The following is a 25,999-nucleotide window of genomic DNA, read 5'->3' as shown; positions in this document are numbered from 1 at the left end:
CTACCTCACCTCAAAATGGCGAGTCCGGGAAATAGAACTCCTTGGCATTGTCCTTGGTGACGAGCGTTGCGTCGAGGATGTACTTGCCCCGCACCGGCACCTGATCGTAGAAATTCGCCACGGTGAGTTCCATGGCTGTCGCGACCATTGAAGGCGGGTAGAGGACGTTGATCGGTGTCATTGCATCGCCATCGGCAACGCGCTTGATCATGTCCTTCATGCCCGCGCCGCCGATAACCAGCTTGATATCGGTACGCTTGGCCTGGTCGATGGCTTCGAGCACGCCGACAGCCATATCGTCGTCCTGACACCATACGGCGTCGATCTTCGGGAACTTGGTCAGATAGTCCTGCATGATCTTGAAGGCATCATCACGGGACCAGTTGCCGAACTGCTTGTCGAGGACCTTGATGCCACTGCCGGCAATCGCATCGTCAAAGCCCTTCTGACGCTCTTCATCGATGACGATCGGCAGGCCGCGGATGACGACGACGTCGCCGGTCTTCATCGTGTTCTTGAGGTACTCGCCGGCAACCCGGCCAAGCTCCGGATTATTGCCGGCCACGTAAAGATCCTGGATACTCGGATCGGACAGGGCGCGGTCAACCACGGTGACGAAGATGCCCTTTTCCTTGACGGCGCGGATCGGATCGGTCAATTCATCGGAATTGTGCGGCAGGGTTACCAATGCATCGATACCCTGTGTTGTCAGATCTTCCAGCGCATTGGCCTGCGAAGCTCCGTCCGGAGATGTCTTGATCGTGATCTTCAGACCCGGATGATTGGCCTCGAGAATCTTGGCGGCACGTTCGGCATGATAGACGACGCCGCCGGTCCAGCCATGGTCAGCCGCCGGAATGGACACGGCGATATTGACCTTCTTGTCCTGGGCGTAGGCGAAGGTCATCGACGAAGCGAGAACCGCCCCGACAAGACCGACCAAAAGTTTACGCATTAGTCTTCTCCCAATTTTCAAGTGGGCCTTGATTGCGGTTCGGTGGGTGGCCCTTGTTCCCCCCGTCCCGTGAGAAGGAGCAGCTCCCGCCCCCTGTTTCTCGTGTGATCGCAACGATCACTTTTTCTTCTGCAGCGTACGCTGCACAAGCATGGCGATGATGATGATGGTGCCCTGCACGGCACCGATCAGGTATTCGCTGACGATGTTGGAGAGCACCATGATGTTGCCGACGATCTCCAGCATGAAGGCACCGCAAATCGTACCCCAGATGCGGCCGACGCCACCGCGCAGCGCGGTTCCGCCGATGACCACGGCGGTAATCGCCTGCAACTCCCACAGCATGCCGGTCGTGGTGGTGGCAGCACCAAGACGCGGAACATAGACCACTACGGCAATCGCAACACAGATGCCCTGAAGGATATAGGTCATGGCGCGCACGCGGTTGACGTGGATACCGGAGTAGCGTGCGACATCCTCATTCGAACCGACGGCGATCACATGCCGTCCGAACGACGTCTTGTAGAGGATGAATGCGCCGAGCAGGCCGACGGCGATGATGAGCCAGACCGGAAACGGCAGGCCAAGGAAAACACCCGTATAGACGGGACGGAACATGTTACGCATGGCGATCGATTTCATGGCGATCGAGCCGCCGTCGGCCAGCCAGACGGTAACCGAACGAAAGATAGCCATGGTGCCCAGTGTGACGATGAAAGGTTCGATCTTGCCGATGGTGATGATAGCGCCGTTCAATAGACCTGCCAGAGCGCCGACGCCGATGGCGACGACAATGCCGGCGGCCAGCATGGCTGTGTCGCCGTCAATGGCTGCCGAGTTCAGGAAGAGGATCATGATGCCGGCGACGAGCGCTGCCATCGATCCGACTGACAGGTCAAGTCCGCCTGCAGAGATGACGAAGGTTGCGCCAACGGCGATGATGGCGATGAAGGACGAGCGGGTCAGCACATTGAGCAGATTGTCGATTGACAGGAAGTTCGGATTGACCAGTGCGCCGAGGAGAAAGAGCGCTGCGAGCGCGAGGAATGGCGCAACCGCCGTCTTGTCGAGGTCGGCAAATTTGCGGCCAAGACCGCGTGTGTCGGTGATTGTCTTTGTGTCGCTCATGCGTTCCCCGCACTATAAAGCTCTGCTTCGTTGATTTTGACGCCCGTGGCGTAGACGACGATTTCATCCTCGGTCATCGCATCGCCGGTTACCTCGCCGACGATGCGCGATGAGCGCATGACCAAAATGCGGTGGCAGATGCCGATGAGTTCCTGCATCTCGGACGAGATGACGATAACGGATTTGCCGGCCTTGGCGAGGTCGGCGATGAATTTGTAGATCTGTTCCTTGGTGCCGATATCGATGCCCCGCGTGGGCTCGTCGATGATGACGATGCTCGGCTCGAGCAGCATCATCTTCGCCAGGAGCAATTTTTGCTGGTTACCGCCGGAAAGCTGCCCGGCCAGAAGATCGCGGCGGCGGGCGCGAATGTCAAAATCGGTGATGGCCTTGGTGAGGCTGTTGTCCTCGCGTTTGCGCTGGATGAGCGGACCCTTGGTGAATTTCCCAAGCGTCGCCAGCGTCAGGTTGGTACGCAGATCCTGTGCAAGCAGCAGGCCCTTGCCCTTGCGATCCTCGCTCAGATAGACAATTCCCGCCGCCATGCTGTCGCGCACGGTGTGGAACTTGACCGGATTGCCGTTCAGCATGACCTCGCCATGGCCGGTGCGAAGCCCCACCAACCCTTCGAAGAGCTCGGTACGCCCGGCGCCGATCAACCCGGCAAATCCAAGGATTTCGCCTTTACGCAAGGTGAATGAAGCGTCACGGGCATAGCCCGGCACGTCGAAGTTCTTCACCTCGAGCACGTTCTGGCGGGTCGCCGTGTCCTCGCGCTCGGGATAGAGCTGCGACATGTCCCGCCCGACCATCAGCCTTGCCATGTCGACCGGCTGCAAATCCGAGGCATTGCGTGTTGCGATCAGCTTGCCATCGCGCAAGACGGTGATGCGGTCGGCGATTGCTCCCACTTCGGGCAGGCGATGCGAAATGTAGAGGACGGCAACGCCCTTGTCGCGCAGATCGCGAATGACCTTGAGCAGCGCTTCGGTTTCGAACGGCGTCAGCGAAGCAGTCGGCTCGTCGAAAATCACCACGCGGTGTGGCACCTGCAGGGCGCGCGCGATCTGGACGAGCTGGCGGCGCGCGATGGAGAGCCGGGAAATCTGGGTCGTCGGGTCGATGTCGGCGCCCAGGCTGCGCACGGCTTCGGCGGATTGGCGGTTCATCTCGCGGTCATTGACCATGAGACCGCGTTTCAATTCGCGGCCCATGAAGATGTTCTGCGCAACGGTGAGATCCGGCGCGAGCAGGATCTCCTGATGCACCAGAACCAGGCCGCGATGTTCGGCGTCAACGGGTCCGGCGAAGTGCACCGGTTCACCGTCGATCGCCACGGTACCGCGTGTCGGCTGAAGGTGCCCGCTCATGAGCTTCATAAGCGTCGACTTGCCGGCACCATTTTCGCCGATGATCGCGTGCACTTCGCCGGGCATGACCGAGAGACTGATGTCCGTCAGCACCTCGACCGGCCCGAACGCCTTGGCAATCCCGCGCGCTTCAAGTACGGGCATTGCAACCTTTGTGGCTTGGTTTTCGCCCATCACACTTTCGTCCAGACGCCGCCAGCCTTTGAAGACTTGACGGCAGCTTCGATGAACTCCATTCCGGCCAGCCCGTCCTCGACGGTCGGGTAGATGACATCCTTCGGGGTCTTCTTGCCGGTGCGCGCTGCCACGATCGCCTGAGCAGCCTCCGTGTAGATATTGGCAAAACCCTCCAGATAGCCTTCCGGATGCCCCCCCGGAACGCGAGTGACGCGCGCGGCTTCCGGCGATGCGCCAGCTCCGCCACGGGTCAGCAATTGCTTGGGTTTGCCGAACGGCGTGTACCAGAGATAGTTGGGGTCAGCCTGTGTCCATTCGAGCCCGCCTTTGGTGCCGTAGACCCGCAACTTCAGGCCATTCTCATGACCCGGGGCAACCTGGCTCGCCCAGATCATACCCTTGGCACCACCGTCAAAGCGCATGAGAATCTGCACATCGTCATCAAGGACGCGGCCCTCGCCGAAGCTGGTTAGTTCGGCACACAGTTGCTTGAGCTTGAGGCCGGAGACGAAGCAAGCGAGATTGTAGGCATGCGTGCCGATGTCGCCTATGGCCCCGCCAGCGCCCGAGCGCTTCGGATCCACGCGCCATTCGGCCTGCTTGGAACCCGTAGCCTCGGTCTTTTCGGTCATCCAGTCCTGCGGATATTCCGCCTGGACCAGCCGTAATGTGCCGAGCAGGCCCTTGTCCACCATGGCCTTGGCCTGACGGATCATTGGATAGCCGGTGTAATTGTGGGTGAGAATGAAAAGCTTGCCGGTCTTGGCCACCAGCGAGACAAGTTCCTTGGCTTCCTTGACTGTGATTGTCAGCGGCTTGTCACAGATGACATGAATCCCGGCTTTGAGAAAGGCCTTGGCTGCTGGCCCATGCATGTGATTGGGCGTGACGATGGAAACCGCTTCGATGCCGTCGGGGCGCTTGGCTTCCGCCTTGGCCATTTCTTCGAACGAAGTATAGGCGCGGTCGTCGGCTATGCCGATTTCGCGCGCCGAAGCCTTGGCACGTGCCGGATCGGAGGAGAGCGCGCCGGCTACAAGCTCATACTGATCGTCCAGGCGCAGCGCGATGCGATGCACCGCGCCGATAAAGGCGCCCTGCCCTCCACCGACCATGCCGATGCGAATGCGCCGGGTTGCGGGTTTTTCCTTGGATGCTCCAATAGCCATTCGTCTACCCTCTTAACTCAAACCAAGAATACGGCGATTGGCCGCGTCGTCAGTACCGGCCCCGGCAAAATCATCGAAGGCCCGTTCGGTCACCCGGATCAGGTGGGCATTGATGAACTCAGCGCCTTCGCGCGCACCATCCTCCGGATGTTTCAGGGCACACTCCCATTCCAGCACTGCCCAGCCATCGAAATCATAGGCGGTCAGTTTGGAGAAAACGGCACCGAAGTCCACCTGCCCGTCGCCAAGCGAGCGGAACCGGCCGGCTCGGTTGACCCAGGACTGGAAGCCGCCATACACGCCCTGCCGCCCGGTCGGGTTGAATTCGGCATCCTTGACGTGGAAGGCTTTGATCCGCTCGTGATAGATATCGATATAGTCGAGATAATCGAGCTGCTGCAGGACGAAGTGTGAAGGGTCGTAGAGCAGGTTGGCGCGTGGATGATTTTTCACCCGTTCGAGGAACATCTCGTAAGTAATGCCGTCGTGCAGATCCTCGCCCGGATGGATCTCATAGGCGGCATCGACACCCTGCTCGTCGAGATAGTTGAGGATCGGCGTCCAGCGTTTGGCAAGTTCGTCGAAGGCTGCTTCGACCAACCCTGCCGGACGCTGCGGAAAGGGATAAAGGAACGGCCAGGCAAGCGCGCCGGAGAAGGTCGGCATGACCTTGAGGCCGAGATGCTTCGAAGCGCGCGCAGCACGCTTGAGCTGGTCCACCGCCCATTCCTGCCGGGCTTTTGGATTGCCGTGCACTTCGGGTGCGGCAAAGCCATCCATGAGCTCATCATAGACCGGATGCACCGCAACAAGCTGCCCCTGAAGATGGGTGGACAGTTCGGTGATGGTCAGGCCATGCGAAGCTGCCACACCGGCAAGCTCATCACAATAGTCCTTTGAGTCGGAGGCTTTCTTCAAATCGATCAGACGGCCATCCCACGCAGGGATCTGGATACCCTTATAGCCCAGCGATGCTGCCCACTTGCAGATCGCGTCGAAGGAATTGAACGGTGCCGTGTCACCCGCAAATTGCGCGAGAAAAATGGCTGGTCCCTTGATCGTCTTCATTAGTCTCCTCCTTCAATGTGCCTGCCGTCAGGGCATGTTGTCCCTGAGGAAGATGTCGATGCGGATATGTTCCTGCCCGGGAACGATCGGGCGCCCCTCGCGCAAGGCAGTCAATATTCGCGCCGTGCTGCGCGCCATGTGGCCGGCGTCCTGATTGATGAGAGCGTCGACGGTGCCGCGCACCAGATGGCGCCGGGTCGAGGGGGTCAGTTCATGTGCGACGAAAATGACGTCTGATACCCGGCCTGATGCCTCCAGTGCAGCGATGACGCCCGACTGCCCGCCGCCCGCGTTGTAAATCGCCACGAGGTCGGGGTGATCCTGCAAAAGCGAACGGCTGACCGCTTCAACCCGCGCGTTCTCGTCACGCGCCTCGCGCACGGGCAGCACTTCGAGATTGGGATATTCGCGTGAAATGATCTGCTCGAAGCCGAACTGGCGCTCGATGTGGTCGCGCAAGGCGAGCGAGCCGGCGATCATGCCGACCTTGCCCTTGCGCGGGCCTACGAAGCGGCCGATCAGCGAGGCGGCTGTGCGGCCGGCGGCAAAATTGTCGATGCCGACAAAATGTGCCCGGCGCGAATTTGGCACGTCGGAAACGAGCGTGAGGACGACGACGCCGGCATCGGCCAATGTATTGATGGCCTCGGTAACGGCGGGATGATCGAGCGCGACCACAGCGACACCATCAATCCCCGATGGCAGCTTTTCCAGCGCGGCGGCAAGTGCAATGCCGTCGAACGTATCGACGTGCTGGATCGAAAGGCGCACCCGTTCCTGCAATTGCCGTTCGCGCGTGGCGCGGAACTCGGCGGCAAGCGCCTGCATGAATTCATTTTCGCCGGTCGGCAAAATGATGCGGAAATCATAGTCACGCCCGCGCGCAAGACGGGAGGCATGCGGATCGGGCAGAAAGCCGAGCTGTTTGATGGCCGCGTTGACGCGTTCGATGGTGCGCGCATGCACACCGATCCTCCCATTCACGACACGATCAACCGTTGCAAGACTGACACCGGCTTCTCGGGCGACGTCTTCGAGCGTCATTTTAACCACGAGAAAATTCCTCCGGCCAAAGTATTAAATCACTCAAATGAGGTGTGCAACTCTTTTTGAGTGGATTTGATGGGAAATCGTGTTGCCTTTCATTTCGAACCTTTGATTTGAATGCGCTCAACTATCGTGAGAGAATTCGGTGTTTTGCAGACAGGCCTCACGCAGCGAGGCGATAGCAGAACGGGGAAACACAATGGGCCGGAGTCTCTCGGGCTCGATCTGAGAACCTCCCGCTCACTTCATGGCGTTCCATTGCCCTGACTTTGCTTCGAGCTCTGTCGAGGGTGTTTGCTGTCGGAAAGGAAACGATCATGGCAAAAATAGTCTGTGTTCTCTATGATGATCCGGTCGACGGATATCCAAAGTCTTATGCACGCGACGGTCTTCCAAAAATGGAACATTATCCCGGCGGCCAGACACTCCCCTCGCCCAAGGCGATCGACTTTCAACCCGGAATGTTGCTCGGAAGCGTTTCAGGGGAACTGGGTCTGCGAAAATATCTTGAATCGCTTGGCCACACTCTTGTTGTCACCTCAGACAAGGATGGCCCGGACTCTGCATTCGAGAAGGAATTGCCTGATGCTGAAATAGTGATCTCGCAGCCATTCTGGCCCGCATATCTGACTGCAGAGCGCATCGCCAAGGCATCGAACCTCAAATTGGCGCTCACGGCGGGGATAGGGTCTGACCACGTCGATCTCCAGGCCGCTATCGACCGCGGCATTACCGTTGCGGAAGTCACCTATTGCAATTCCATCAGCGTCTCCGAACATGTTGTGATGATGATCCTCGCTCTGGTGAGAAACTACATTCCTTCCTATCAATGGGTCGTCAACGGAGGCTGGAATATTGCTGACTGTGTTGCCCGCTCTTACGATGTTGAGGGAATGCATGTTGGAACTGTTGCCGCTGGGCGTATCGGTCTTGCCGTGTTGCGCCGGCTCAAGCCCTTTGACATGCACCTTCATTATCATGACCGGCACCGGCTGCCGGATGCTGTCGAAAAAGAACTTGACGTGACTTGGCACGATACGGTCGAGGATATGGTAAAGGTATGCGATGTCGTGACAATCAACTGCCCGCTACACCCGGAAACGGAAAACCTGTTCAACGAGAAAATGCTCTCGAAGATGAAACGCGGCGCCTATTTGGTGAATACAGCCCGTGGCAAAATTTGCGATCGCGATGCCATCGCAAGGGCACTGAAAAGCGGCCAGCTGGCAGGCTATGCGGGTGACGTCTGGTTCCCGCAACCGGCACCGAAGGATCATCCGTGGCGAACCATGCCCTATCATGGAATGACGCCGCACGTCTCCGGGACATCCTTGTCTGCCCAGGCGCGTTACGCCGCTGGAACGCGAGAAATTCTTGAATGCTGGTTCGAAGGGCGCCCCATCCGTGAAGAGTATCTGATCGTCGACGGCGGGAAGCTCGCAGGCGCCGGTGCACATTCCTACAGTGCCGGTGATGCCACAGGCGGGTCCGAAGAGGCAGTGCGTTTCAAGAAATGATCTCATGGGGCTGTCGCATGGAGTTTGATGCGACAGCCGGTTTCCTGTGGTCAAGACAGAACCTCTGCTCCGGTCACTCCGCTGGGGCCGGAGATGCGTGCCCGCCGAAAATCCGGTTGCCGAATTTGCCCAGTGCCCGGGACAGATCTTCCATGTAAAGGAAGATGACTGGCGTAATGAACAATGTCAAAACCTGCGAAACCATAAGTCCGCCGACCACGGCCACACCAAGTGGCTGGCGCAGTTCGGAGCTCGCGCCGGCGCCTATGGCGATGGGAATGGTACCCATCAGGGCGGCGAACGTCGTCATCATGATGGGGCGGAAACGCACGAGGCAGGCCTCCCGTATGGCATCGAACGAGGTCTCGCCCGCCCTTTGACGGGCAAGCGCAAAATCAATCATCATGATGGCATTCTTCTTGACGATACCGATCAGCATGAGGATGCCGATAATCGCAATGACGCTGAGGTCGTAGCCGAACACTTCCAGCGTGGCGAGCGCACCTGCGGCCGCCGCCGGCAGACCGGTGAGGATGGTGAGCGGGTGGACGAAACTTTCATAGAGTATTCCCAGCACGATATAGATCGTCAGGATTGCCGCGCCGACGAGCAGGCCCTGATTGGCAAGTGACTGCTCGAACACTTTGGCAGTGCCGGTGAAACTCGAAGTGATGGTATTGGGGACGTTAAGCTGTGTCTTCAGCGTGTCGAGTTCCTGCAACGCCTGCCCTAGCGCCACGCCCTGCGGCAGATTGAAGGAGATGGTGACGGCGGGCAGCTGGCCCAGCTGATTGACCGCAAGCAAACCCGTCTTGCGCTCCACATGTGCGAATGCCGAAAACGGTATCAGCTTGCTGGTCGTCGTCGAGCGGATCTGTACCTGATCGAGTTTGTCGGCAGTCCATGGAATTGCGGGATCGAGTTCGAGAATGACCTGGTAGCTGTCGCCGGTGGAGAAGATTGTCGACGCCTGATTGGTACCGAACCCGTAATACAGCGTGTTGCGAAGTTGGTCCGAACTGACGCCGAACAGTTGCGCCTTGTCCTGGTCGATAACGAGATTGGCCTGCAGCGCATTGTTCTGCAGGTTGCTGGAGACGTCGACGAAGACGCTCCGTTCCTGCTGCATTGCCAGCATGAATTTTTGCGACCAGGGATAAAGATCAGCGGCGTTGACGCTTTGAAGGACATATTGATATGCGGCGTTGGACGATACGCCGCCAATGCGCAGATTTTGCACCGCAACGGGATAGCTGTTGATCCCCGGTACTTTCGCCAGCGTCCGGCGAAGATCGCTCAGAACGCTCTCAAGCGGCGCACGCTCCGCTTTCGGTTTCAACTCGACAAAGAAACGCCCCTGATTGAGACTGGACGAATTGAAGCCGCCACCAACATTGGAGACGAGGTGTGCGACGTAGGGCCGGCTGGAGATCGCATCGGCCACCTGTTTTTGCAGCGCCACCATCGCATCGAACGAGATGTCCTGCCGCGCTTCGGTCGAGATCGACAATTGGCCGATATCTTCGGTCGGCAGGAAGCCCTTGTTGATGGTATCAAAAAGATAGGCTGTTGCCACCACCGTGAGCAGAAACACGGTCAGAATGACCGGGCGGAAGGCGAGGCAAAGATCAAGGACCCGCATATAGCCGGCCTGAACGACGTCGAAAACGCGTTCCGTAAATGGCCTCCTTGCGCCGACGCTATGCTTTTCATTGCGCAAATGGCTGCACAACATGGGTGTCAAGGTCAGTGATATCAGCGCCGAGGCGATAATGGCGACGGTAACAACGACAGCGAATTCATTGAAGATGCGCCCGACAACGCCGCCCATGAGCAGAATGGGAATAAACACCGCAACGAGCGATGTCGTGATCGAGATGATGGTGAAACCAATCTCCGCGCTGCCCTTTAATGCCGCATCGCGCGGCGACATACCGTCCTCAATGTGCCGCGTTATATTTTCCAGCATGACGATTGCGTCGTCGACGACCAATCCTACGGACAGCGTCAGGCCGAGAAGGGAAATGTTGTCGATTGAAAAGCCCATCACATACATCGCGCCCAGCGTCGCAATCAGCGAAAGCGGCACCGCAATGATCGGGATCATGGTCGCTGACAGGCGGCGCAGAAATACGAAGATGACCATGATCACCAGGCCAATGGTGAGGATGAGTGTAAACTGCACGTCCGAAACTGCCTGCCGGATCGAGGCCGAGCGATCGTTGAGGATGTGGATACTGGCTGACGGGCCAAGGTCCTGCGTAAACTGCGGGAGTATGGCTTTGACACGATCCACGACATCGACCGTATTGGCACCGGGCTGGCGAAATACCGCCAGAACCAGCGATTGCTTGCCATCATATCTGCTTTCGGTCTGGGTGGTGGCGACTGAATCGACGACCCGCGCCACGTCGCCAAGACGAACAAGCTTGCCGTTCGGGGACGCAACGATGATCTGGCGGAACGTATCGGCATTTTGGGCTTGGGTATCGGCCTCGATCGCCATCTGCTGTGTCGGGCTCGATATCGTTCCGACGGGTGCAATCGAATTGTTGGCGGCCACGGCGTTCGTCAATTCGTCCAGACCAATCCCACGCGCCGTTGCCGCATGGGGATCGACCTCGACGCGCACCGCATATTGCTTGGCGCCGAGCACCTGGACTTCGCCCACACCCGTAATTGTCGAAAACGCCGGTGACATCACGTTCTCGGCATAGTCATCCAGTTTTGACAGCTGCATCGTGTCACTTTGCAATGCGACAAGAACCACCGGCGCATCGGCCGGATTGGTCTTCCTGTAGCTGGGCGGTGTGGTCATGTTGGCCGGCAATCGCCGCAGGGTGCTGGCGATGGCTGCCTCGACGTCAGCCGCCGCTTGGTCGATATTGCGGTTGAGATCAAATTCCAGGGTGATCTGGGTTGAGCCGAGCGTGCTGGTCGCACTGATCGTGGAAATGGCCTGGATTGTCGAAAACTGTTTGATAAGCGGCGTCGCCACCGCGTTGGCCATCGTGTCCGGGGCAGCGCCCGGAAGTTTGGCCGAGACCGTTATGATCGGAAAATCGACCTCCGGCAGGGCAGCCACCGGCAGGAACCTGTAGGCAAAAAGGCCGGAGGCGGCAAGCGCAACTGAAAGCAGAATCGTCGCAATGGGCCGCCGGATGAAAATGGATGAAATATTCATCTCGAGGCCTCGACTGAGGCTGAATTGTCTTTGTCGGCAGGCGGCGGGGTTCCAGACGCTTGTGCCAGGGTCGTGTGCACCGTGGCTCCATCCTGCAGATGCAGCTGCCCATCAACGACAACCTGATCTCCCGGCTTGATGCCGGACGCTATGACAGCGATATCGCCAACGGTGGTGGCAAGGGTGACCGGCTGCATCGCGACGGTCTTGTCCGCATGGACGAGGAAGACGAAGGATCCGTCGTTCCCCTGCTGGACAGCGATCAATGGCACCGTCGTGGCATTCTTGTGAACGCTCAGATCGACAATTGCGGTCACATATTGACCGGGCCAAAGCGCCCCGTCGTCATTGGGCAGGCCGGCCTTCAGCACGACGGTGCCTGAGGCGGTATCGACGCTGGAATCGATAAAGTTCAATGTGCCGGCTGCAATCGTATCCTTGCTCCCGGGTAACTTGATTTGAACATTGGCCGGATGATCGGCTACGGCTCCCCTAAACGCCGGCAGGTCGCTTTCGGCCACGGTGAAAGAGACGCGCAGCGGCTTCATCCTGGTGATCGTCAAGAGGCCGTTTCCGGTGTCGGCCGTGCGAACCAGATTGCCTATCGAGGTGTTGACGACACCGACACGTCCGTCGATCGGCGCACTGATCGTCATATAGGACAGCTGGACCTGATCGGCTTCGATCTGCGCCTTGTCCATGGCGATGGAGGCTTCGAGCACCTTTACGGCGGCTTCGGCCTGATAGACCTGCTGGGTCGTATCGACATGGCGTTTTTCAAGATCCTGCGCACCGGACAGATCGAGATTGGCTGCGACCAGGCTGGCCTCGTCCTTGGCAAGCTGAGCCTGATCCTTGTCGATCATGGCGCGGATGGCCCGGTCATCGAGACGAAAGAGCACATCGCCGGCCTTGACCATCTGGCCGTCAGTAACGTTGTCGGCAATGACAACACCGTCGATTTGCGGCCGTATGGCGACCGTATCCACGGGCTCGATTGTCCCCACGACGGTTTTGGTGACAGGGACGTCCTCCGCCTTCGCCTCGGCGACAACGACAAGGGGTATGGCGGAACCTTTGCGCCTTTTCCCAGCGGGTGCCGCATCACTGTTCGACACTGAGAGCGAGGCGGAAGGCAGCGCCCGTGTATCGGGTGCAGACGCACGCAACTCGGGGTAGGCAAGGAAAGAGCCGACGCCGACTATGACCGGGATAGCAATCACAAGGCCGATGCGCTTCATGAGATATTTCTCTTCCTTGGAAGGTGCACCCAATGCCTCAGCACTAATCCCTCTGCCAACCATTACAAATTATAGTTTTGTAATGATTTGTGGCTGCGTGGCCGCTCTTTCTATGCCAGGTATAGGCGCCGATTGGGTTTTTCGCCGGATAGCGTATCGACATCAAATGCTCGTCACACATTTGTTACAGCTTCGGGCCATAGGCGGGGTGATGTTTCAGACAAAATTGAAAAGCAGCGCATGACCGAAATTTCTGTCCAGAACCTGACGAAACGCTTCGGCGGAATCGTCGCGCTTAACGATGTCTCGCTCAGTTTTCCAACCGGCTCGTTTACCTCGCTCCTCGGTCCCTCCGGTTGCGGTAAGACGACGTTGCTGCGCGTGCTGGCCGGCTTTGAAGCGCCGGATGCCGGGCAGATTGCATTTGGGGATGAGGTGATTGCCGATGCCCGGCAGCAAAAATTGCCGGAAGAGCGGGGTGTCGGCGTGGTGTTCCAGTCCTATGCGTTGTGGCCTCATATGGATGTGGCCGAAAACGTCGCCTACCCGCTAAAGACACGCAAAGTTGCCCGCACTGAAATTGCCGGCCGCGTCGATGCCGTGCTTGAGAGTGTGGGTCTTACCGGCTACGCCAAGCGGCGGATTGAGGAACTGTCCGGCGGCCAGCGCCAGCGCGTCGCTCTCGCCCGTTGCCTGGTGGCGGATGCCAGGATCATTCTCTTCGACGAGCCGCTTGCCAATCTCGATATGCACCTGAGGGCCTCCATGGTCGAAGCATTCCGTGATATTCATCGCCGCACGCGCGCGACGATCGTTTATGTCACGCACGATCAGTCGGAGGCATTGGCACTCTCCGACCGCATCGCTGTGATGAATGCGGGAAACATACTGCAGGTCGCCTCCCCTGCCGAAGTCTATCATTCTCCATCGGACCAGGCCGTTGCCGGGTTCATCGGGCGCGGTGCGGTTGTGTCCGCAACGGTCATGCAGCGCAATGGGTCGTCGACCGTTCTCGACATTGACGGCCATTGGGTGAAAGCGCGCGGTCAAGCCCACGGCGCTGACCGGGTGCAGGTTTTGCTGAGACCGGAAGCGATTATCCTTTCCGATGAAGGCCTTGCTGCGATTGTGAAGGAAACGACCTATCGAGGCCCAGTGCACGAAACGCAGTTGGAACTTATCAATGGGGAACGCTTGACTCTCGATTGCTCCACGGCGGTCGCGATTGGCGAAAAAGTGCGCGTTGCCGTCAGCGACGCCTGGATCATTCCATAACTAGCGCCAGGGCAAAACGCCTGCGGGCAGCTTTTTTCCAAGCCGGTCGAGAAGGAACAGCAGCAGGGTCACGACAATAATCGTGGTGACGGCTATTGCCGCCGCCTGGGTGCCGAGACCGGCCTCCTCCAGGCTGAACAGCACGACGCCGAGCGTCTCATTGCCGCTGGACCATAGCAGTGCCGAGACGGTCAGTTCATTGAAGGCACTCATGAAGACAAGCAGCGCGCCTGCAACAGCTGCTGGTGCGGCCAGCGGCGCAGTGATCGTCAGCATACGGCGCAAGGGGCGAGCGCCTGAGACGGCCGCCGCTTCATCAAGGTCACGGGAAATTTGTCCAACGGCGGTGGCGACAGGCTTCATTGCCAGTGCAAAGAAACGCATGAGGTAGGCAGCGAGGATGATCCAAGCCGTGCCGTAAAGGCTACCCAATAGGGGCAACGGCCGCAGGAACAGAAGAATGCAGGCGATGGCGAGAACGATGCCCGGCAATGCGTAAGGCAGTTCGATGACACCGTGCAGCACCCGTTGCGACAGGCGTGAGAACCGCTCGATGCCGATTGCCAGGGGAATAGTACCAAAGGCGAGGATCAGTGCAGCACTTCCTGCGAGCATGGCCGAATTGCGCAAGGCACGGCTGGTCGAGGCCTGACGGAAGAGAACTTCCTCGAAATTGGAGAATGTCACCGTTGACCAGGTGAGCGGCACGCCGAAAGATGGAATGAGCGCCGTGGTTACCAATGCCAAAGCTGGCAGGATCAGCATGAACAGGATGGCCAGCCAGCCAAGCAATGCGAGTGGCAGCCGCCAGCGCCCAAGGGCAAAGCGCGCGGGCATGCCTGCGGTGAAACGATGACCCGTGCGCCGCATCGCCAATGCTTGCAGCGTTATACCAAGCAGAGCAAGCATGGCGATCAAAACCGAAAGTGCCGCTACCTGCGGCAGGACGCTCGGACCGAAACTGGCGATCCGTTGATAGATCAGTGTGGTCAGCGTCAGATAGTTGACCGGCATGCCGAGAAGCGCAGGAATACCGAAATTGCCCACGCCGGAAACAAATGCCAGGGCAGTGGCGGCGACGAGGTAGGGGCGGACCATTGGCAGAACGATCGTCAGCAGCGCGAGGCGCGGTGATGAACCGGATGAGCGCGCCGCCTCCACCAGATCTCGCGGTACCCGGGAAAGCCCTGCGCGCAGCGTGACGAAAACAATGGGCGCATGCTGGATGGCATAAAGAAGGATGATGCCATCGCGCCCGAGCAGTGGATTGGCCGTACCGGGTGTTGGCGCAAGGCCAAAGGCACCCAATAGCGTGCTGGATGGCCCAAACAGATGCAGCCAGGAGAGCGCCATGACCTGAGGCGCGATCATGAGCGGCAGCAGAAGCATAAAGCCCAGCGTCCGGCGTCCGGGCAGATCGGTCATTGCAACGGCGACCGAGAAGGGCGCGCCGATTACCAGCGCCAGCAAGGCGCCGAAAAAGGCAGTGTCCAGTGTATTCAACGTGGCACGGACGGCCGAGGGGCCCGTGAGACGGCTGCCAAGGGCTGCAAGGTCGATTTCTCCGCCGGGTGCAATCGCTGTGAGCAACAGGCGCAGGACCGGGAGCAAGCTCAACAGGAAAATGATGGCGAGAATGACAAGGCTCGAGAGCTGGACGTTGCGCGAGAGTTTTTGCCAGATCTTTGCCAGCAGGCCCGCATCGATGGATGCGGGCCCTTTGTGGTCGCTTATGGATTGGGTGACAGTCAAGGATGCCTACTGCCCCATGACTTCGCTGAATTTTTCCTTGTTGGCCGTATCATTGGCCAATGCGGCGGCGGCGTCGTAGGTCAGGACCTTGATCGATGAACGGTCCGGATAGCCGGCCGGCAGGCCGGCATCGGCGCGCGCCGGAATATAGCCCTGCTTCACGGCGACTTTCTGACCTTCCTCCGATAGGAGGAAATTGACGAATGCTTTTGCCGCTTGCGGGTTCTTTGCGCTCGAGAGAATGGCAACCGGCTCGGTGACGGCAGAAACGCCCTCTTTCGGGAAGACGAACTCGACCGGTGCGCCCTTGGCCTTTTCGCGGATCGGCATGTAGTCGACGATCATGCCATAGAGCTTGTCGCCGCCGCTGACAGCCTTCAATACATCGCCATTGCCTCCGGCTGGCTGAGCACCGTTCTTGGCGAGTTCAGCATAATAATCCCAACCTTGCGAAAGATTGCCGGTCAGCGTCACGGTGTGGATCATCGCCGCGCCGGAACTGAGCGGGCTCGGCATGCTGACAAGGTTCTTGGCTTCCGGCTTCGTCAGATCGCTCCAGCTTGTCGGAACGAATGGAGCCTTGGCGTTATAGACAATACCTGTGGTGATCAGCTTGGTGGAAAAATAGGTTCCGTCCTTGTCAATCAGAGCCGGGTCGATGCCTTTGGTATCGGCGTCCTTGAATGGAAGCAGGCGCCCTTCCTTCTTCAACCCTTCCATTGTGACGACATCCGAGATCAACAGGACGTCTGGCTGGGGATTGCCTGCTTCGATTTCGGCGCGCAGCTTCGCCATGATCTTGGGGGTACCGTCGCGCACCCATTCGACCTTGATGCCCGGGTTCTTGGCCATGAAAGCATCGGCGGTCTGCTGAGCATCGGTATTGGGTTGGCTTGTATATAGGAAAAGCGTGCCTTCGGCCGCAAATGCCGGGTGCAGGCCTGCGGCCAAGAAGATGGTGGCAGCGAGAAGTTGGCGCATGATAACCCCTTGTGGATGATGGAACCCGCTACGGACGAGTGCAGGTTCATAATGATCGGCCACCTCTATACAAGCCGGATAACGGTTCTATGACATTCGTAAAAAACTATGATCCTGTCGAGCCTGGACGGCTGGTGCACGCTCCGATGAAAATTTTTCACTTGTCACGCCGCTGTTATAAACAGACATTACAAAGAAAAAATTGCGCAGCTGTGCAATCGGGGATGAAACATGGATATGCGGGCTTTCCTCAAGGTGGAGAAGATGAGCGTCGGCTATGGCACAACGACGGTCCTCGACAAACTTGACCTTGGTATTGAAAAGGGAGAATTCGTCGCTCTTCTCGGCTCGTCCGGCTGCGGCAAGACGACATTGCTGCGCACGATTGCTGGCTTTGCCAAGCCCTTTGCAGGTTCCATCCAGGTTGCTGATCGCGATGTCACCCAGATGCCACCGGACAAACGCGGCATGGCGCTGGTCTTTCAGTCCTATGCGTTGTGGCCGCATATGACCGTCGCTCAGAATATCGGCTACGGCCTGAAATTGCAGAAACACTCCCGCGGCGATATCGACGCCCGTGTTTCAGAAATGCAGAACCTGCTCGGCCTTTCCGGTCTCGGCAATCGCAAGCCGGGACAGCTTTCCGGTGGCCAACGGCAGCGGGTAGCACTCGGCCGCGCGCTGGCGGTGGATCCGGAGATTCTTCTGCTCGACGAGCCGCTGTCCAATCTTGACGCACGTATAAGGCTGACGGTGCGCCATGAAATCCGTTCGCTGCAAAAGCGTCTTGGCATCACGGCGATCCATGTCACCCATGACCGTGAGGAAGCCATGGTGATGGCGGACCGTATCGTCATCATGAATGCGGGAAGGATCGAGCAGCAAGGATCGCCGGAAGAGGTTTACAACAAGCCCGCCACCCCTTTCGTCGCTGCCTTCATGGGGGCCGAGAACGTTTTGTCCATGCAGGTGAGCGTTAAGGGCGAACAGATCGAATTGCAGGAAGGCGCGTTCAATGCTGCCACGGTGACGGCCCGTGCCGGACGAAGGTTGGCTACGGGCCCAGTTGAACTGCGGTTCCGTGCGGAGGCAGCAAGCCTCACAGGCAATGGTGATGGTGCAGCCCTCGAACCGGGCGCGCTGGAATTGCGCGGACAGGTGGCGAGTGTCAGCTATCCTGGCGGGCATTGGCGCCATGCAGTGCGTCTCGGCAAGGATGAGATCCTTGTCGACGCCGATACCCCCTTTGATCAGGGAGCGACCGTCAAAGTGCGTATTCCCGCGCAATCGCTGTTCATCTTCAATACGCCGGAAGGCCCGGCGGGCCCGCATACGTTTTGAGAAATTTGGCAGTCCATGAACAGGCTGCCATCCACAAGAGTGCCACTTAACCATGTTTGCTCAGGGAGTTCACAATGAAAAAGCTTCTACAGGTTTCCCTTTTCCTCTCTCTGGCGGCAGCACCCGCTGGTGCCGCCGATCTTACGGTTTTGACGGCCGGCGACCAGAACATGGTCGATTACGTCAACGACTACCTCGGGCCGATTTTCGAGAAGGAAAATCCGGGCACGAAAGTGCGCGTGGTTGGAACGGGACCCGGTGACGCCGGGTCACAGAAAATCGTCGAGCGTTTCGACGCGCAGGCAAAGGCCAATGTGGATAAATGGGATGCGGATGTTGCCGTCGTCCACGAAAAATTCGCAGGCCCCTTGGTCAAGCAAGGCTATCTTGAATCCTACCGCGCCAAGATTCCTTCCGGCGAAATGGTCACCAGCGAGAAAGCCAAAATGGCGCTCGGTGCCAATGTCGATGGCTATGTCATGCCGATGTTCGCCAGCCAGACCGCCATCGCCTATAATCCCGCGCTGATCCCCAATCCGCCCAAGAGTTACGAAGAACTCGTTGCCTGGGCCAAGCAGAACCCCAAGCAGTTCGGCTATAACGGCATCAAGGGCGGCGCTTCCGGCGTCAGCTTCGTCATGGGCTGGATCTATGCCTTTGGCGAGGGCGATGCCAAGCTGATGAACGGACCGTTCGAGGAAGCCGAGACAAAGAAGTGGGACAAGGCCTTTGCGGGCCTGAAGGATTTCACTACCAATGCCACCCTCACCCCGGGAAATGCCGGGACACTGGATATGCTGAGCCGCGGCGAGATTGCCATGGGACCGGTCTGGGTTGACATGTTCTATTCCTGGCAGGCCGACGGCAAGCTGCCGCCGGAGATGAAGCTGTTCCTGCCAGCACCAGGCATGCCGGGCCAGCCCATGCACTACGTCATTCCGGCCAAGAGCCCGAACACGGAACTGGCCGAGAAATTCGTGGCTCTCGCCACCAGCCCCAAGATTCAGGCAGAAGGCATCGTCAAGCGCTTCAACTGGTATCCGGGCATCGACGCCAAATATGTTCAGCCGGAACTCGACAAGGCGAGCTGGGACAAGCTGTTCGTGGATATATCGCCAGACGATCTGGCCACCAAGGGCAAGCCATTCCCGATTGCACCCTATAACTCGGCCATTCTCGAAGCTTACGAAAAGAATGTAGCCAACTAAGTTTTATGAATTCGGGGATTGCCGATCGGCGATCCCCTTCCCTTTCCCGGATATCTCGATGCCGAAACGCCTTCTTGCTCTTCTCCTGGTCCTGCCGGCACTGGTCATGATCGTGCTGTTTTTCATCGTGCCGCTTTTCGCTTCCATTGTTGGTGCATTCGAGGTTGGCGAAACCTTCGGCTTAGGCAATTTCAGTAAATCATTTGAGCTTTATTCCAGCGACATGATTTTCACCGTCGTCATTGTCGCGGTTTCAACACTGCTAATCGGGTTTTTTTCAATCGCGATCGGTGGCTATCTGACGCTTGGTGAAAACCCGCGCGCCGTTGCACTGCTGCGCTGGCTCTATCGCTGGCCCATGTTCATTCCCTTCATTGTCGTCGGCCAGGTCCTGCGAACGTTCCTGGCCAAGAATGGCCTGATGAACAATGTCCTCGTCAGTCTTGGCATATTGACCCCGCTGCAGACGGTGGGTTTTCTCGACTGGCGCGGAATCGTCATCGCCTTCGTCTGGAAGCAGACGCCCTTTGTCACCCTTCTCCTTGCCGGGGCCATGGCCTCGCTTGATCGCAGCACCATTGAAGCTGCCCGCAATCTCGGTGCTTCACGATTGCGCATCCTGATTGAAATTGTGCTGCCACAGGTCGCCCCGACTTTGCTGGTGGGGTTGATACTGTCCTTCGTCACAATGATGTCCGTCCTTTCCGTCCCGTTGATGATCAACGCGCAATCGCCGACGATGCTCACGGCCGATATCGCCTTCCGCATCAACGCGCATGGTGACTATGGCGTGGCCAATGCGCTGGGTCTGATTTCGTTGTTGCTCACAGCCGGCGTCGCGCTGATCTATCTGCGGCAATCGATGAAGGAGCGCGCATGATGGCTCGCGTCGATTTTTGGTGGCTCCCACGCGCATTCGTCCTTGGTCTTCTCGCATTCGTCATTTTTGGCCCGCTGACGAATCTCGTTCTATGGACGGTGGCGGAGAAATGGTACTTCCCGCACATGCTGCCGCTGGAATATGGCTTCAGTTTCTGGCAGCGGGTATTTTCGCCGCGCGGCAATGCCATGGAATCGCTCATGACGAGTATTGTGATCGCGGCGCTGACTGTCATTGCCTCGCTGGCACTGGCAATTCCGGCGGGCTATGCGCTGTCGCGATTGAAGTTGCCGTTCAGAGGACTGATCCTGCTGGCATTTCTGATCCCGCAGGCGTTTCCCAACCTTCCGGTCTATGTGAATATTGCCCGGTTTTTCTACCAGATCGGACTTAACGGAACGATTGCCGGCGTGGTGATGGTGCATGTCACGCACGGACTTGTTTATGCTGTGTGGATCGCGACTGCGGCGTTCTCCGCCGTCGACATCGACCTTGAGGAAGCGGCTCGTTCCATTGGTGCGGGTCCGTTCCGTGCCTTTCGCGATGTGACGCTCCCCCTTGCCGCACCCGGCCTGATGGCGAGCGCCATTTTCGTCTTTCTCGAATCGCTCGATGAATTCACTGGCAGTTATTTTGTCGGTGCGCCGGATGTGAACACGCTGCCATTGCTGCTCTACACGGCGGGGTCGGGAGGCAATTATCAGATCGCTTCGATCACCGCTCTGTTGTTGCTCGTTCCCTCGATAGGCTTCATGCTGGTTGTAGAGCGATTCTTGCGCGCGGATGTGCTTTCCAAGGTTGGGCATTAGACAAATGAGTTCCAAGGGTAAGAAATCGTCGAGGGACGACAAACAATATGTCAGCGCGCTGCAGGTGGCAAAACATGCGGGCGTGTCGCGTTCGGCGGTCTCGCGGGCCTTCACGCCCGGCGCGAGTGTCTCGGCCAAGAAGCGCGTGAAAATCCTCGAAGCCGCCGAAGCGCTGGGTTATCAGGTTAACGACCTGGCACGCGGCCTCCTTGCACGCAAGAGCCGGCTTGTCGGGCTTGTGGTTACCAATCCCGAGCTCGGTTACCGGTCCCACCTCGTCGCAGCCCTCACCAAGGCGCTCATCCATCGCGGCAGTGTCCCCATCGTCATCAATACCGGACGCACGGAGGAGGAACTCGTCGCAGCACAGAAAACGTTGTTTGGCTATCGAGCCGAAGCGACGATCATTCTGTCCGGTTCGCCGCCCTCGTCCTTTGTCGATCTCGCCCGCCGCAATGGACAGCCATTGATCGTGCTTGGGCGTTCGGAAACCGGTGCCGATGACGTCAACATTGACAATGAAGGTGCAGGCCGCGAGGCGGCCCGGTTTTTCCTGGCCGGCGGGCACAGGAGACTTGCTTTCGCAGGGGCGCTGTCGCGCACACCGACAACAGTCGAGCGCGAATATGGTTTCCGCCAGGAGGCAGAGCTGCATGGCGCCGCCGTGATGATCGGCAACGGCAGCAATTCAAATTATGCTGGCGGCCAGGAAGCGGCTCAACAGCTGCTTTCAAGCGAGACCAGGCCGGATGCTGTGTTCTGTGTGAATGATCTGGTGGCCTTCGGTTTGATCGATTATGCCCGGCGGCATACCAGGATGTCGATCCCTGACGACCTTTCCGTCATCGGATTTGACGACATCCCTGAAGCTGCCTGGGATGCCTATAATCTGACGACATTCAAGCAGGATGCTTCCGTCATGGCCGCCCATGCCGTGGCTTTGCTTGATCGCCGCGAGGCAGATCCAGATCACCCGCCCGTACACGAACGCTTGAGCACGCGCCTTATTCAGCGTGCCAGCACACGCGTCCCCGCGGCATTGCACCCCTGACCATTCTTGTCGAGACAAACCATGAAAATTATCCAGGTGACTGATCTGCATCTCGTAACGCCGGGTCAGATCTTGTGCGGTCTTGATCCTTTAGCGCGGCTTCAGGCGTGCATCGCCGACATCAATCGGAATCATTCGGACGCTGAGCTGGTGATTTTTACCGGTGATCTGAGTGAGACGGGCGAGAAAGCCACCTATCGCGCCCTGGCTGTCGAACTGCTCAAGCTTGGTCCGCCTGCCAGATTGATGCTTGGCAATCATGACGATCGAAATGCATTCCTTGACGTCTTTGACGGGATCCGATCAGAGGATGGCTTCGTCCACGGCGTGGAAGACACCAGGGAGGGACGATTGATCATGCTCGATACGCTGCTTCCTGGCAGGCCAGAGGGCCGATTGGACGAAGCGCGCTTGCACTGGCTGCAGCAGCGTCTTGAAGAGGCAATGGATCGCCCGGTGTTCCTCTTTGCTCACCATCCGCCTTTTCCCATTCACATGCCACTCCTGGACAGGATGGGCATTATCGAGGCGGATGCGCTCTATGAACTCCTGAAACAGCACGGCAACGTTCGACACATCTTTGCTGGCCATGCACATCGGCCGATTGCCGGCAGTTGGCGAGGCATTCCCGTCAGTGTGCTGCGCGGCACCAATCATCAGTCGGCGCTCGATTTCTCACCAGACAGGATTGCCGTCACGCACGAGCCTCCGGCCTATGCGGTGATATTTATCGACCGCAGCAGCGTCATTGCGCACTTCCACGATTTTCTGGATCAGACGGCCAGCTACCGCTGATCTGGTGGCTGAAGAACCGGCGGGTCGGCAGGGGTGTTACCCGGATCGTGTCGGCACACGGCTCCGCCAAGAGCGGATTTCTTCAGAAGGGGTACAGGAATAGGTCTGGCGGTAGAGCTTGGAGAAACGGCCGGGATTGGAGAAGTGAAATGTGGCGGCAAGGTCCCGGACCGACGGGGCCTTGCGGCTGAGAATAATTTCATGCGCGGCAGCAATACGGAAGTTCAACAGGGCCCGAACGGGTGTGATGCCACGGTGTTTCCGGAAAAGCCGCTGCAAGCTGCGGATATTGACTCCTGAGGCTGTCGCAATATCTGCAATACTCACGGGATTGTAGATATTGCTGCGGATGAACTCTTCAGCCAAAAGCAACTGTTTTTGTGGATCGCGCGCAGATTTACCGGTGCATTCAGCCAATAGTTCTGTCGTCTTTACCACCGGTGTATTCGGCCAAAAGCTGTTAGCCGTGTCATCTGCCATCGAAGAAAGCCCTGATCTCGTGTTATCCTAAACTCGAAATACAATCATACGTAGAAAAGGATTAAATCTAAAACGCACGATTGCATAATTCGTCCTGGATTTAAAGCTACTCGGACATTTCCTGTATGAGCGGTTGACAGCTGTCAACTGGCAGTGCGCTTGCGCTTCCAGCGAGTGCGCACGACGCCGGGTGGGCGCCTCGCGCCCTCCATCATGTGCTGTTGACAGCTGTCAACAGCACCGAGCGAGGCTTATTCGTTAAGGCGCGACTGTTCCGCTTCACGTTTTGTAAACCACATTTCCATACAGTTTGAAGCATTGCCATCAGTTGTAAGCGAGTAAAAAATTGTCCCAGCGTAAACAGGCAGCCACCCCCGGATTGCAGGCTCCCGCGATATCCCGCCGCCACCTTTTGCTTGGCGCGGGTTCATTGGCCGTGTTGGGCGTATCTGGTTGCACCCAAACCACCTTCGATCTGCCGGAGATGAACATCGATGCAATGCCGACGAGCGGTATTCGTCCGCAGATCAGTATTGACAAAGCCGTCACCGTTCCGGACGTGATGTACGCAGCTGTCCAGGAAGGACCTTATTCCTTGCCGGCAATTCCCTATCAAAAAATTCCGGCGCAATTCCGCCGGCAGATTGTGGTCGATCCCACGGGCGAGCAGCCGGGGACCATCGTCGTGCGCCTGCAGGAACGCTATCTGTATCTCGTTCAGCCGGGCGGCGATGCCATTCGCTATGGTGTCGGGATTGGCAAGGCCGGATTCCTGTGGAATGGCCGCGCCAATATCCAATACAAGAAAGAATGGCCACGCTGGACGCCGCCACGAGAAATGATTCAGCGCAAGCCGGAACTGGTGAAGTACGAGAACGGAATGGAGCCCGGCCCTGACAATCCTTTGGGCGCCCGTGCGCTTTATATATTCAAGGATGGTGCCGATACCGGATACCGCATCCACGGATCGCCCGAGTGGTGGTCGATAGGTCAGTCCATGTCATCGGGATGTGTGCGTCTCATCAATCAGGATATTATCGATCTTTACAATCGCGTGCCCGGAAAAGCCACGGTTGTGGTTGGCTAACGGCATCCAATAGGCTCAAAGTCACTCGAAGGCGTCCACTGGATCGGCGCCGGCGAGTGGAAGTTAACTCCACTATGTTTTCCGCTTCACCAATCGTTTACCATGTTTTGAATGGTTTATGATTCTGGCAATATATCCCTCAGTGATCTGCTCCGGCCTCTGGTCGCGGCCGAGGATGCATTGGCGCGGCTCGATGACCGGGTGAGCCGCAAGGGCGATTTCGGCGAAGGCAGCCGCCGCTCGCGTGAGGGATTGCTGCGCGAGAACGACGGCTGGATTGCCCGGTCGCATTTCATGGAAGCGTGCAATGCATTGTGGCTTGCCGGTGAACTGGTCCATGTCGAAGATTTGGTACTCCATGATGCACGCATGGATATCCGCACGCCAACCCACGAATTGACGAGAGCCCATGCGATCCTGCGCATCCGGCGCCAGATCGCTGCTGGTGCGCCAGCCTGGGCGCTCAGTGCGAAAGGGATTGCCAGTCTTCGAGGACGGGCGGCAACGGACGCCTTGATTGTGGCAGTGGAAAGCGCACCGGCGATCGAGCTGGAAACATCCATTGAGCAAGAGAACAAATCCGAAGCCGAAAATGAGTTCGAAGATGAATTGGCACGGCTTGATGCCCTGCTTGACCGGTCGGCGCGGCTTCTGGCGCAGCCTTCGGTCAAGGATGAAACGTTCAAGAAGGGCAGGGGAGAGAAGACCGTAGCTTCGGCCGAGGTTACTCCGGACGGAGACCCGCTTGTCTACGATCCCGAATGGAACGAAGACAAGCGCATGGAGCGATGGTTCATGGTTCATGACCAGGCGCGCGATCTGCCGCCCCTCCTTGGCGCCGCGGTCGTGTGGGATGCATGGGAGGATATCGAGCCGCTGCAACATCAGCATTGGCTGGGCCCCATGCTGGTTTCTGCGATGCTGCGGGAGCGCGGAAAGACCAGATCACACCTCGCCGCTTTCAACGCGGGCCTGCGCACCATACCTAGAGATCGCCGCCGGGCCCGCGATCGCACCACCCGGCTGATTGCATTTCTGGAGGCGGTCCAAGTGTCGAGTGTGGCAAGCCTGAGGGAAATAGAGCGATTGAGCCTTGCGCGGCTGCAAATGGAGCGGAAACTGAAGGATCGGCGTTCCACGTCGAGCTTGCCGGGCATGATCGATCTCATTTTGTCGAGACCCATGGTGTCGACCGCATTGATTGCCAAGGAGCTGAAGGTGACACAGCGTGGTGCACTCAATCTTATTGCCGAGCTTGGGGTGCGCGAAATGACAGGCAGGGGCCGTTATCGCGCTTGGGGCATCGTATGAAGCCGGCTGTCAGACGCAAATTTCGTTTCAAAAAATAGTTGATTGTTTTACTCATAAATACTAAGCCGCTCTCAACTGAACATATCGCCGCGCTGCCGAAACCCGGCCCAGTCACTCCAATTGCAGGTCTTAGCGGTGAACGTATTGAAGGATTGCGGAGCCATGCGAGCAAC

At 58.1% G+C, this 25,999-nt stretch carries 21 protein-coding genes; 10 read left to right on the top strand and 11 right to left on the bottom strand.

Going from position 1 to position 25,999, the window contains the following annotated elements:
• Positions 1 to 10 precede the first annotated feature (10 nt).
• The 6 genes from CU103_RS18030 to CU103_RS18005 form a co-directional block, all read right to left on the bottom strand.
• On the bottom strand, positions 11 to 955 hold the full coding sequence (locus tag CU103_RS18030; protein ID WP_106665421.1) for a substrate-binding domain-containing protein: 945 nt from the start codon (positions 953 to 955) through the stop codon (positions 11 to 13).
• A gap of 117 nt (positions 956 to 1,072) precedes the next feature.
• The gene (locus CU103_RS18025) at positions 1,073 to 2,083 is read right to left on the bottom strand and encodes an ABC transporter permease (protein WP_106665420.1); all 1,011 of its coding nucleotides are present in this window, start codon (positions 2,081 to 2,083) and stop codon (positions 1,073 to 1,075) included.
• Positions 2,080 to 3,627 carry a sugar ABC transporter ATP-binding protein gene (locus CU103_RS18020; RefSeq protein ID WP_106665419.1) on the bottom strand — a complete coding sequence of 516 codons (1,548 nt, stop codon included), beginning with the start codon at positions 3,625 to 3,627 and terminating at the stop codon, positions 2,080 to 2,082. The genes CU103_RS18025 and CU103_RS18020 overlap by 4 nt, the downstream gene beginning before the upstream one ends.
• Positions 3,627 to 4,799 carry a Gfo/Idh/MocA family protein gene (locus CU103_RS18015; protein WP_106665418.1) on the bottom strand — a complete coding sequence of 391 codons (1,173 nt, stop codon included), beginning with the start codon at positions 4,797 to 4,799 and terminating at the stop codon, positions 3,627 to 3,629. The genes CU103_RS18020 and CU103_RS18015 overlap by 1 nt, the downstream gene beginning before the upstream one ends.
• Positions 4,800 to 4,811: 12 nt before the next feature.
• Positions 4,812 to 5,867, bottom strand: coding sequence for a sugar phosphate isomerase/epimerase family protein (locus CU103_RS18010; protein ID WP_106665417.1), 1,056 nt, complete (start codon positions 5,865 to 5,867; stop codon positions 4,812 to 4,814).
• 27 nt (positions 5,868 to 5,894) lie between these two features.
• A complete protein-coding gene (locus CU103_RS18005) occupies positions 5,895 to 6,911 on the bottom strand; it encodes a LacI family DNA-binding transcriptional regulator (protein WP_106665416.1) in 1,017 nt (338 codons plus the stop codon).
• Positions 6,912 to 7,231: 320 nt separating this feature from the next.
• Between CU103_RS18005 and CU103_RS18000 the strand changes: the two genes are divergently transcribed.
• On the top strand, positions 7,232 to 8,431 hold the full coding sequence (locus CU103_RS18000) for an NAD-dependent formate dehydrogenase (protein WP_106665415.1): 1,200 nt from the start codon (positions 7,232 to 7,234) through the stop codon (positions 8,429 to 8,431).
• Between the two features lie 73 nt (positions 8,432 to 8,504).
• On the opposite strand, the gene CU103_RS17995 is transcribed toward CU103_RS18000, so the two are convergent.
• Both CU103_RS17995 and CU103_RS17990 read right to left on the bottom strand, forming a co-directional pair.
• Complete coding sequence (locus tag CU103_RS17995; protein WP_106665414.1) at positions 8,505 to 11,615, bottom strand: efflux RND transporter permease subunit; 3,111 nt, start codon at positions 11,613 to 11,615, stop codon at positions 8,505 to 8,507.
• Positions 11,612 to 12,856 (bottom strand): efflux RND transporter periplasmic adaptor subunit, encoded by a 1,245-nt coding sequence (locus tag CU103_RS17990; RefSeq protein WP_170117054.1) that lies wholly within the window; start codon positions 12,854 to 12,856, stop codon positions 11,612 to 11,614. The genes CU103_RS17995 and CU103_RS17990 overlap by 4 nt, the downstream gene beginning before the upstream one ends.
• 240 nt (positions 12,857 to 13,096) lie before the next feature.
• On the opposite strand from CU103_RS17990, the gene CU103_RS17985 reads away from it, so the two are divergent.
• On the top strand, positions 13,097 to 14,131 hold the full coding sequence (locus CU103_RS17985) for an ABC transporter ATP-binding protein (protein WP_106665412.1): 1,035 nt from the start codon (positions 13,097 to 13,099) through the stop codon (positions 14,129 to 14,131).
• Here the strand turns inward: CU103_RS17985 and CU103_RS17980 are convergent, their stop codons facing one another.
• Positions 14,132 to 15,883 carry an ABC transporter permease gene (locus CU103_RS17980; RefSeq protein WP_342588899.1) on the bottom strand — a complete coding sequence of 584 codons (1,752 nt, stop codon included), beginning with the start codon at positions 15,881 to 15,883 and terminating at the stop codon, positions 14,132 to 14,134. It lies immediately after the preceding gene.
• Between the two features lie 6 nt (positions 15,884 to 15,889).
• Positions 15,890 to 16,864 (bottom strand): ABC transporter substrate-binding protein, encoded by a 975-nt coding sequence (locus CU103_RS17975; protein ID WP_106665411.1) that lies wholly within the window; start codon positions 16,862 to 16,864, stop codon positions 15,890 to 15,892.
• Between the two features lie 237 nt (positions 16,865 to 17,101).
• Between CU103_RS17975 and CU103_RS17970 the strand changes: the two genes are divergently transcribed.
• From CU103_RS17970 to CU103_RS17945, 6 genes are all read left to right on the top strand, one after another.
• Positions 17,102 to 18,205: an ABC transporter ATP-binding protein gene (locus CU103_RS17970; RefSeq protein ID WP_106665506.1), complete on the top strand. Its 1,104-nt coding sequence runs from the start codon at positions 17,102 to 17,104 to the stop codon at positions 18,203 to 18,205.
• A gap of 74 nt (positions 18,206 to 18,279) precedes the next feature.
• On the top strand, positions 18,280 to 19,413 hold the full coding sequence (locus CU103_RS17965; protein ID WP_106665410.1) for an ABC transporter substrate-binding protein: 1,134 nt from the start codon (positions 18,280 to 18,282) through the stop codon (positions 19,411 to 19,413).
• A gap of 58 nt (positions 19,414 to 19,471) precedes the next feature.
• A complete protein-coding gene (locus tag CU103_RS17960) occupies positions 19,472 to 20,293 on the top strand; it encodes an ABC transporter permease (RefSeq protein ID WP_106665409.1) in 822 nt (273 codons plus the stop codon).
• The gene (locus CU103_RS17955; RefSeq protein ID WP_106665408.1) at positions 20,290 to 21,102 is read left to right on the top strand and encodes an ABC transporter permease; all 813 of its coding nucleotides are present in this window, start codon (positions 20,290 to 20,292) and stop codon (positions 21,100 to 21,102) included. Before CU103_RS17960 ends, CU103_RS17955 begins: the two co-directional genes overlap by 4 nt.
• A 4-nt stretch (positions 21,103 to 21,106) precedes the next feature.
• Complete coding sequence (locus tag CU103_RS17950; RefSeq protein ID WP_106665407.1) at positions 21,107 to 22,153, top strand: LacI family DNA-binding transcriptional regulator; 1,047 nt, start codon at positions 21,107 to 21,109, stop codon at positions 22,151 to 22,153.
• Positions 22,154 to 22,174: 21 nt separating this feature from the next.
• Complete coding sequence (locus tag CU103_RS17945) at positions 22,175 to 22,948, top strand: phosphodiesterase (protein WP_106665406.1); 774 nt, start codon at positions 22,175 to 22,177, stop codon at positions 22,946 to 22,948.
• Between the two features lie 36 nt (positions 22,949 to 22,984).
• Here the strand turns inward: CU103_RS17945 and CU103_RS17940 are convergent, their stop codons facing one another.
• A complete protein-coding gene (locus tag CU103_RS17940; protein ID WP_106665405.1) occupies positions 22,985 to 23,428 on the bottom strand; it encodes a helix-turn-helix domain-containing protein in 444 nt (147 codons plus the stop codon).
• 379 nt (positions 23,429 to 23,807) lie between these two features.
• On the opposite strand from CU103_RS17940, the gene CU103_RS17935 reads away from it, so the two are divergent.
• Positions 23,808 to 24,515, top strand: a complete 708-nt coding sequence (locus tag CU103_RS17935) for a L,D-transpeptidase (RefSeq protein ID WP_170117057.1) — start codon at positions 23,808 to 23,810, stop codon at positions 24,513 to 24,515.
• Between the two features lie 111 nt (positions 24,516 to 24,626).
• On the top strand, positions 24,627 to 25,826 hold the full coding sequence (locus CU103_RS17930) for an RHE_PE00001 family protein (protein ID WP_106665403.1): 1,200 nt from the start codon (positions 24,627 to 24,629) through the stop codon (positions 25,824 to 25,826).
• Positions 25,827 to 25,999: the final 173 nt, after the last annotated feature.

The sequence above is a fragment of the Phyllobacterium sophorae genome, assembly GCF_003010965.1.
Lineage (GTDB): Bacteria > Pseudomonadota > Alphaproteobacteria > Rhizobiales > Rhizobiaceae > Phyllobacterium > Phyllobacterium sophorae.
The sequence above is the reverse complement of the archived record's forward strand: the minus strand, read 5'-3'. Positions and strand labels throughout refer to the sequence as shown.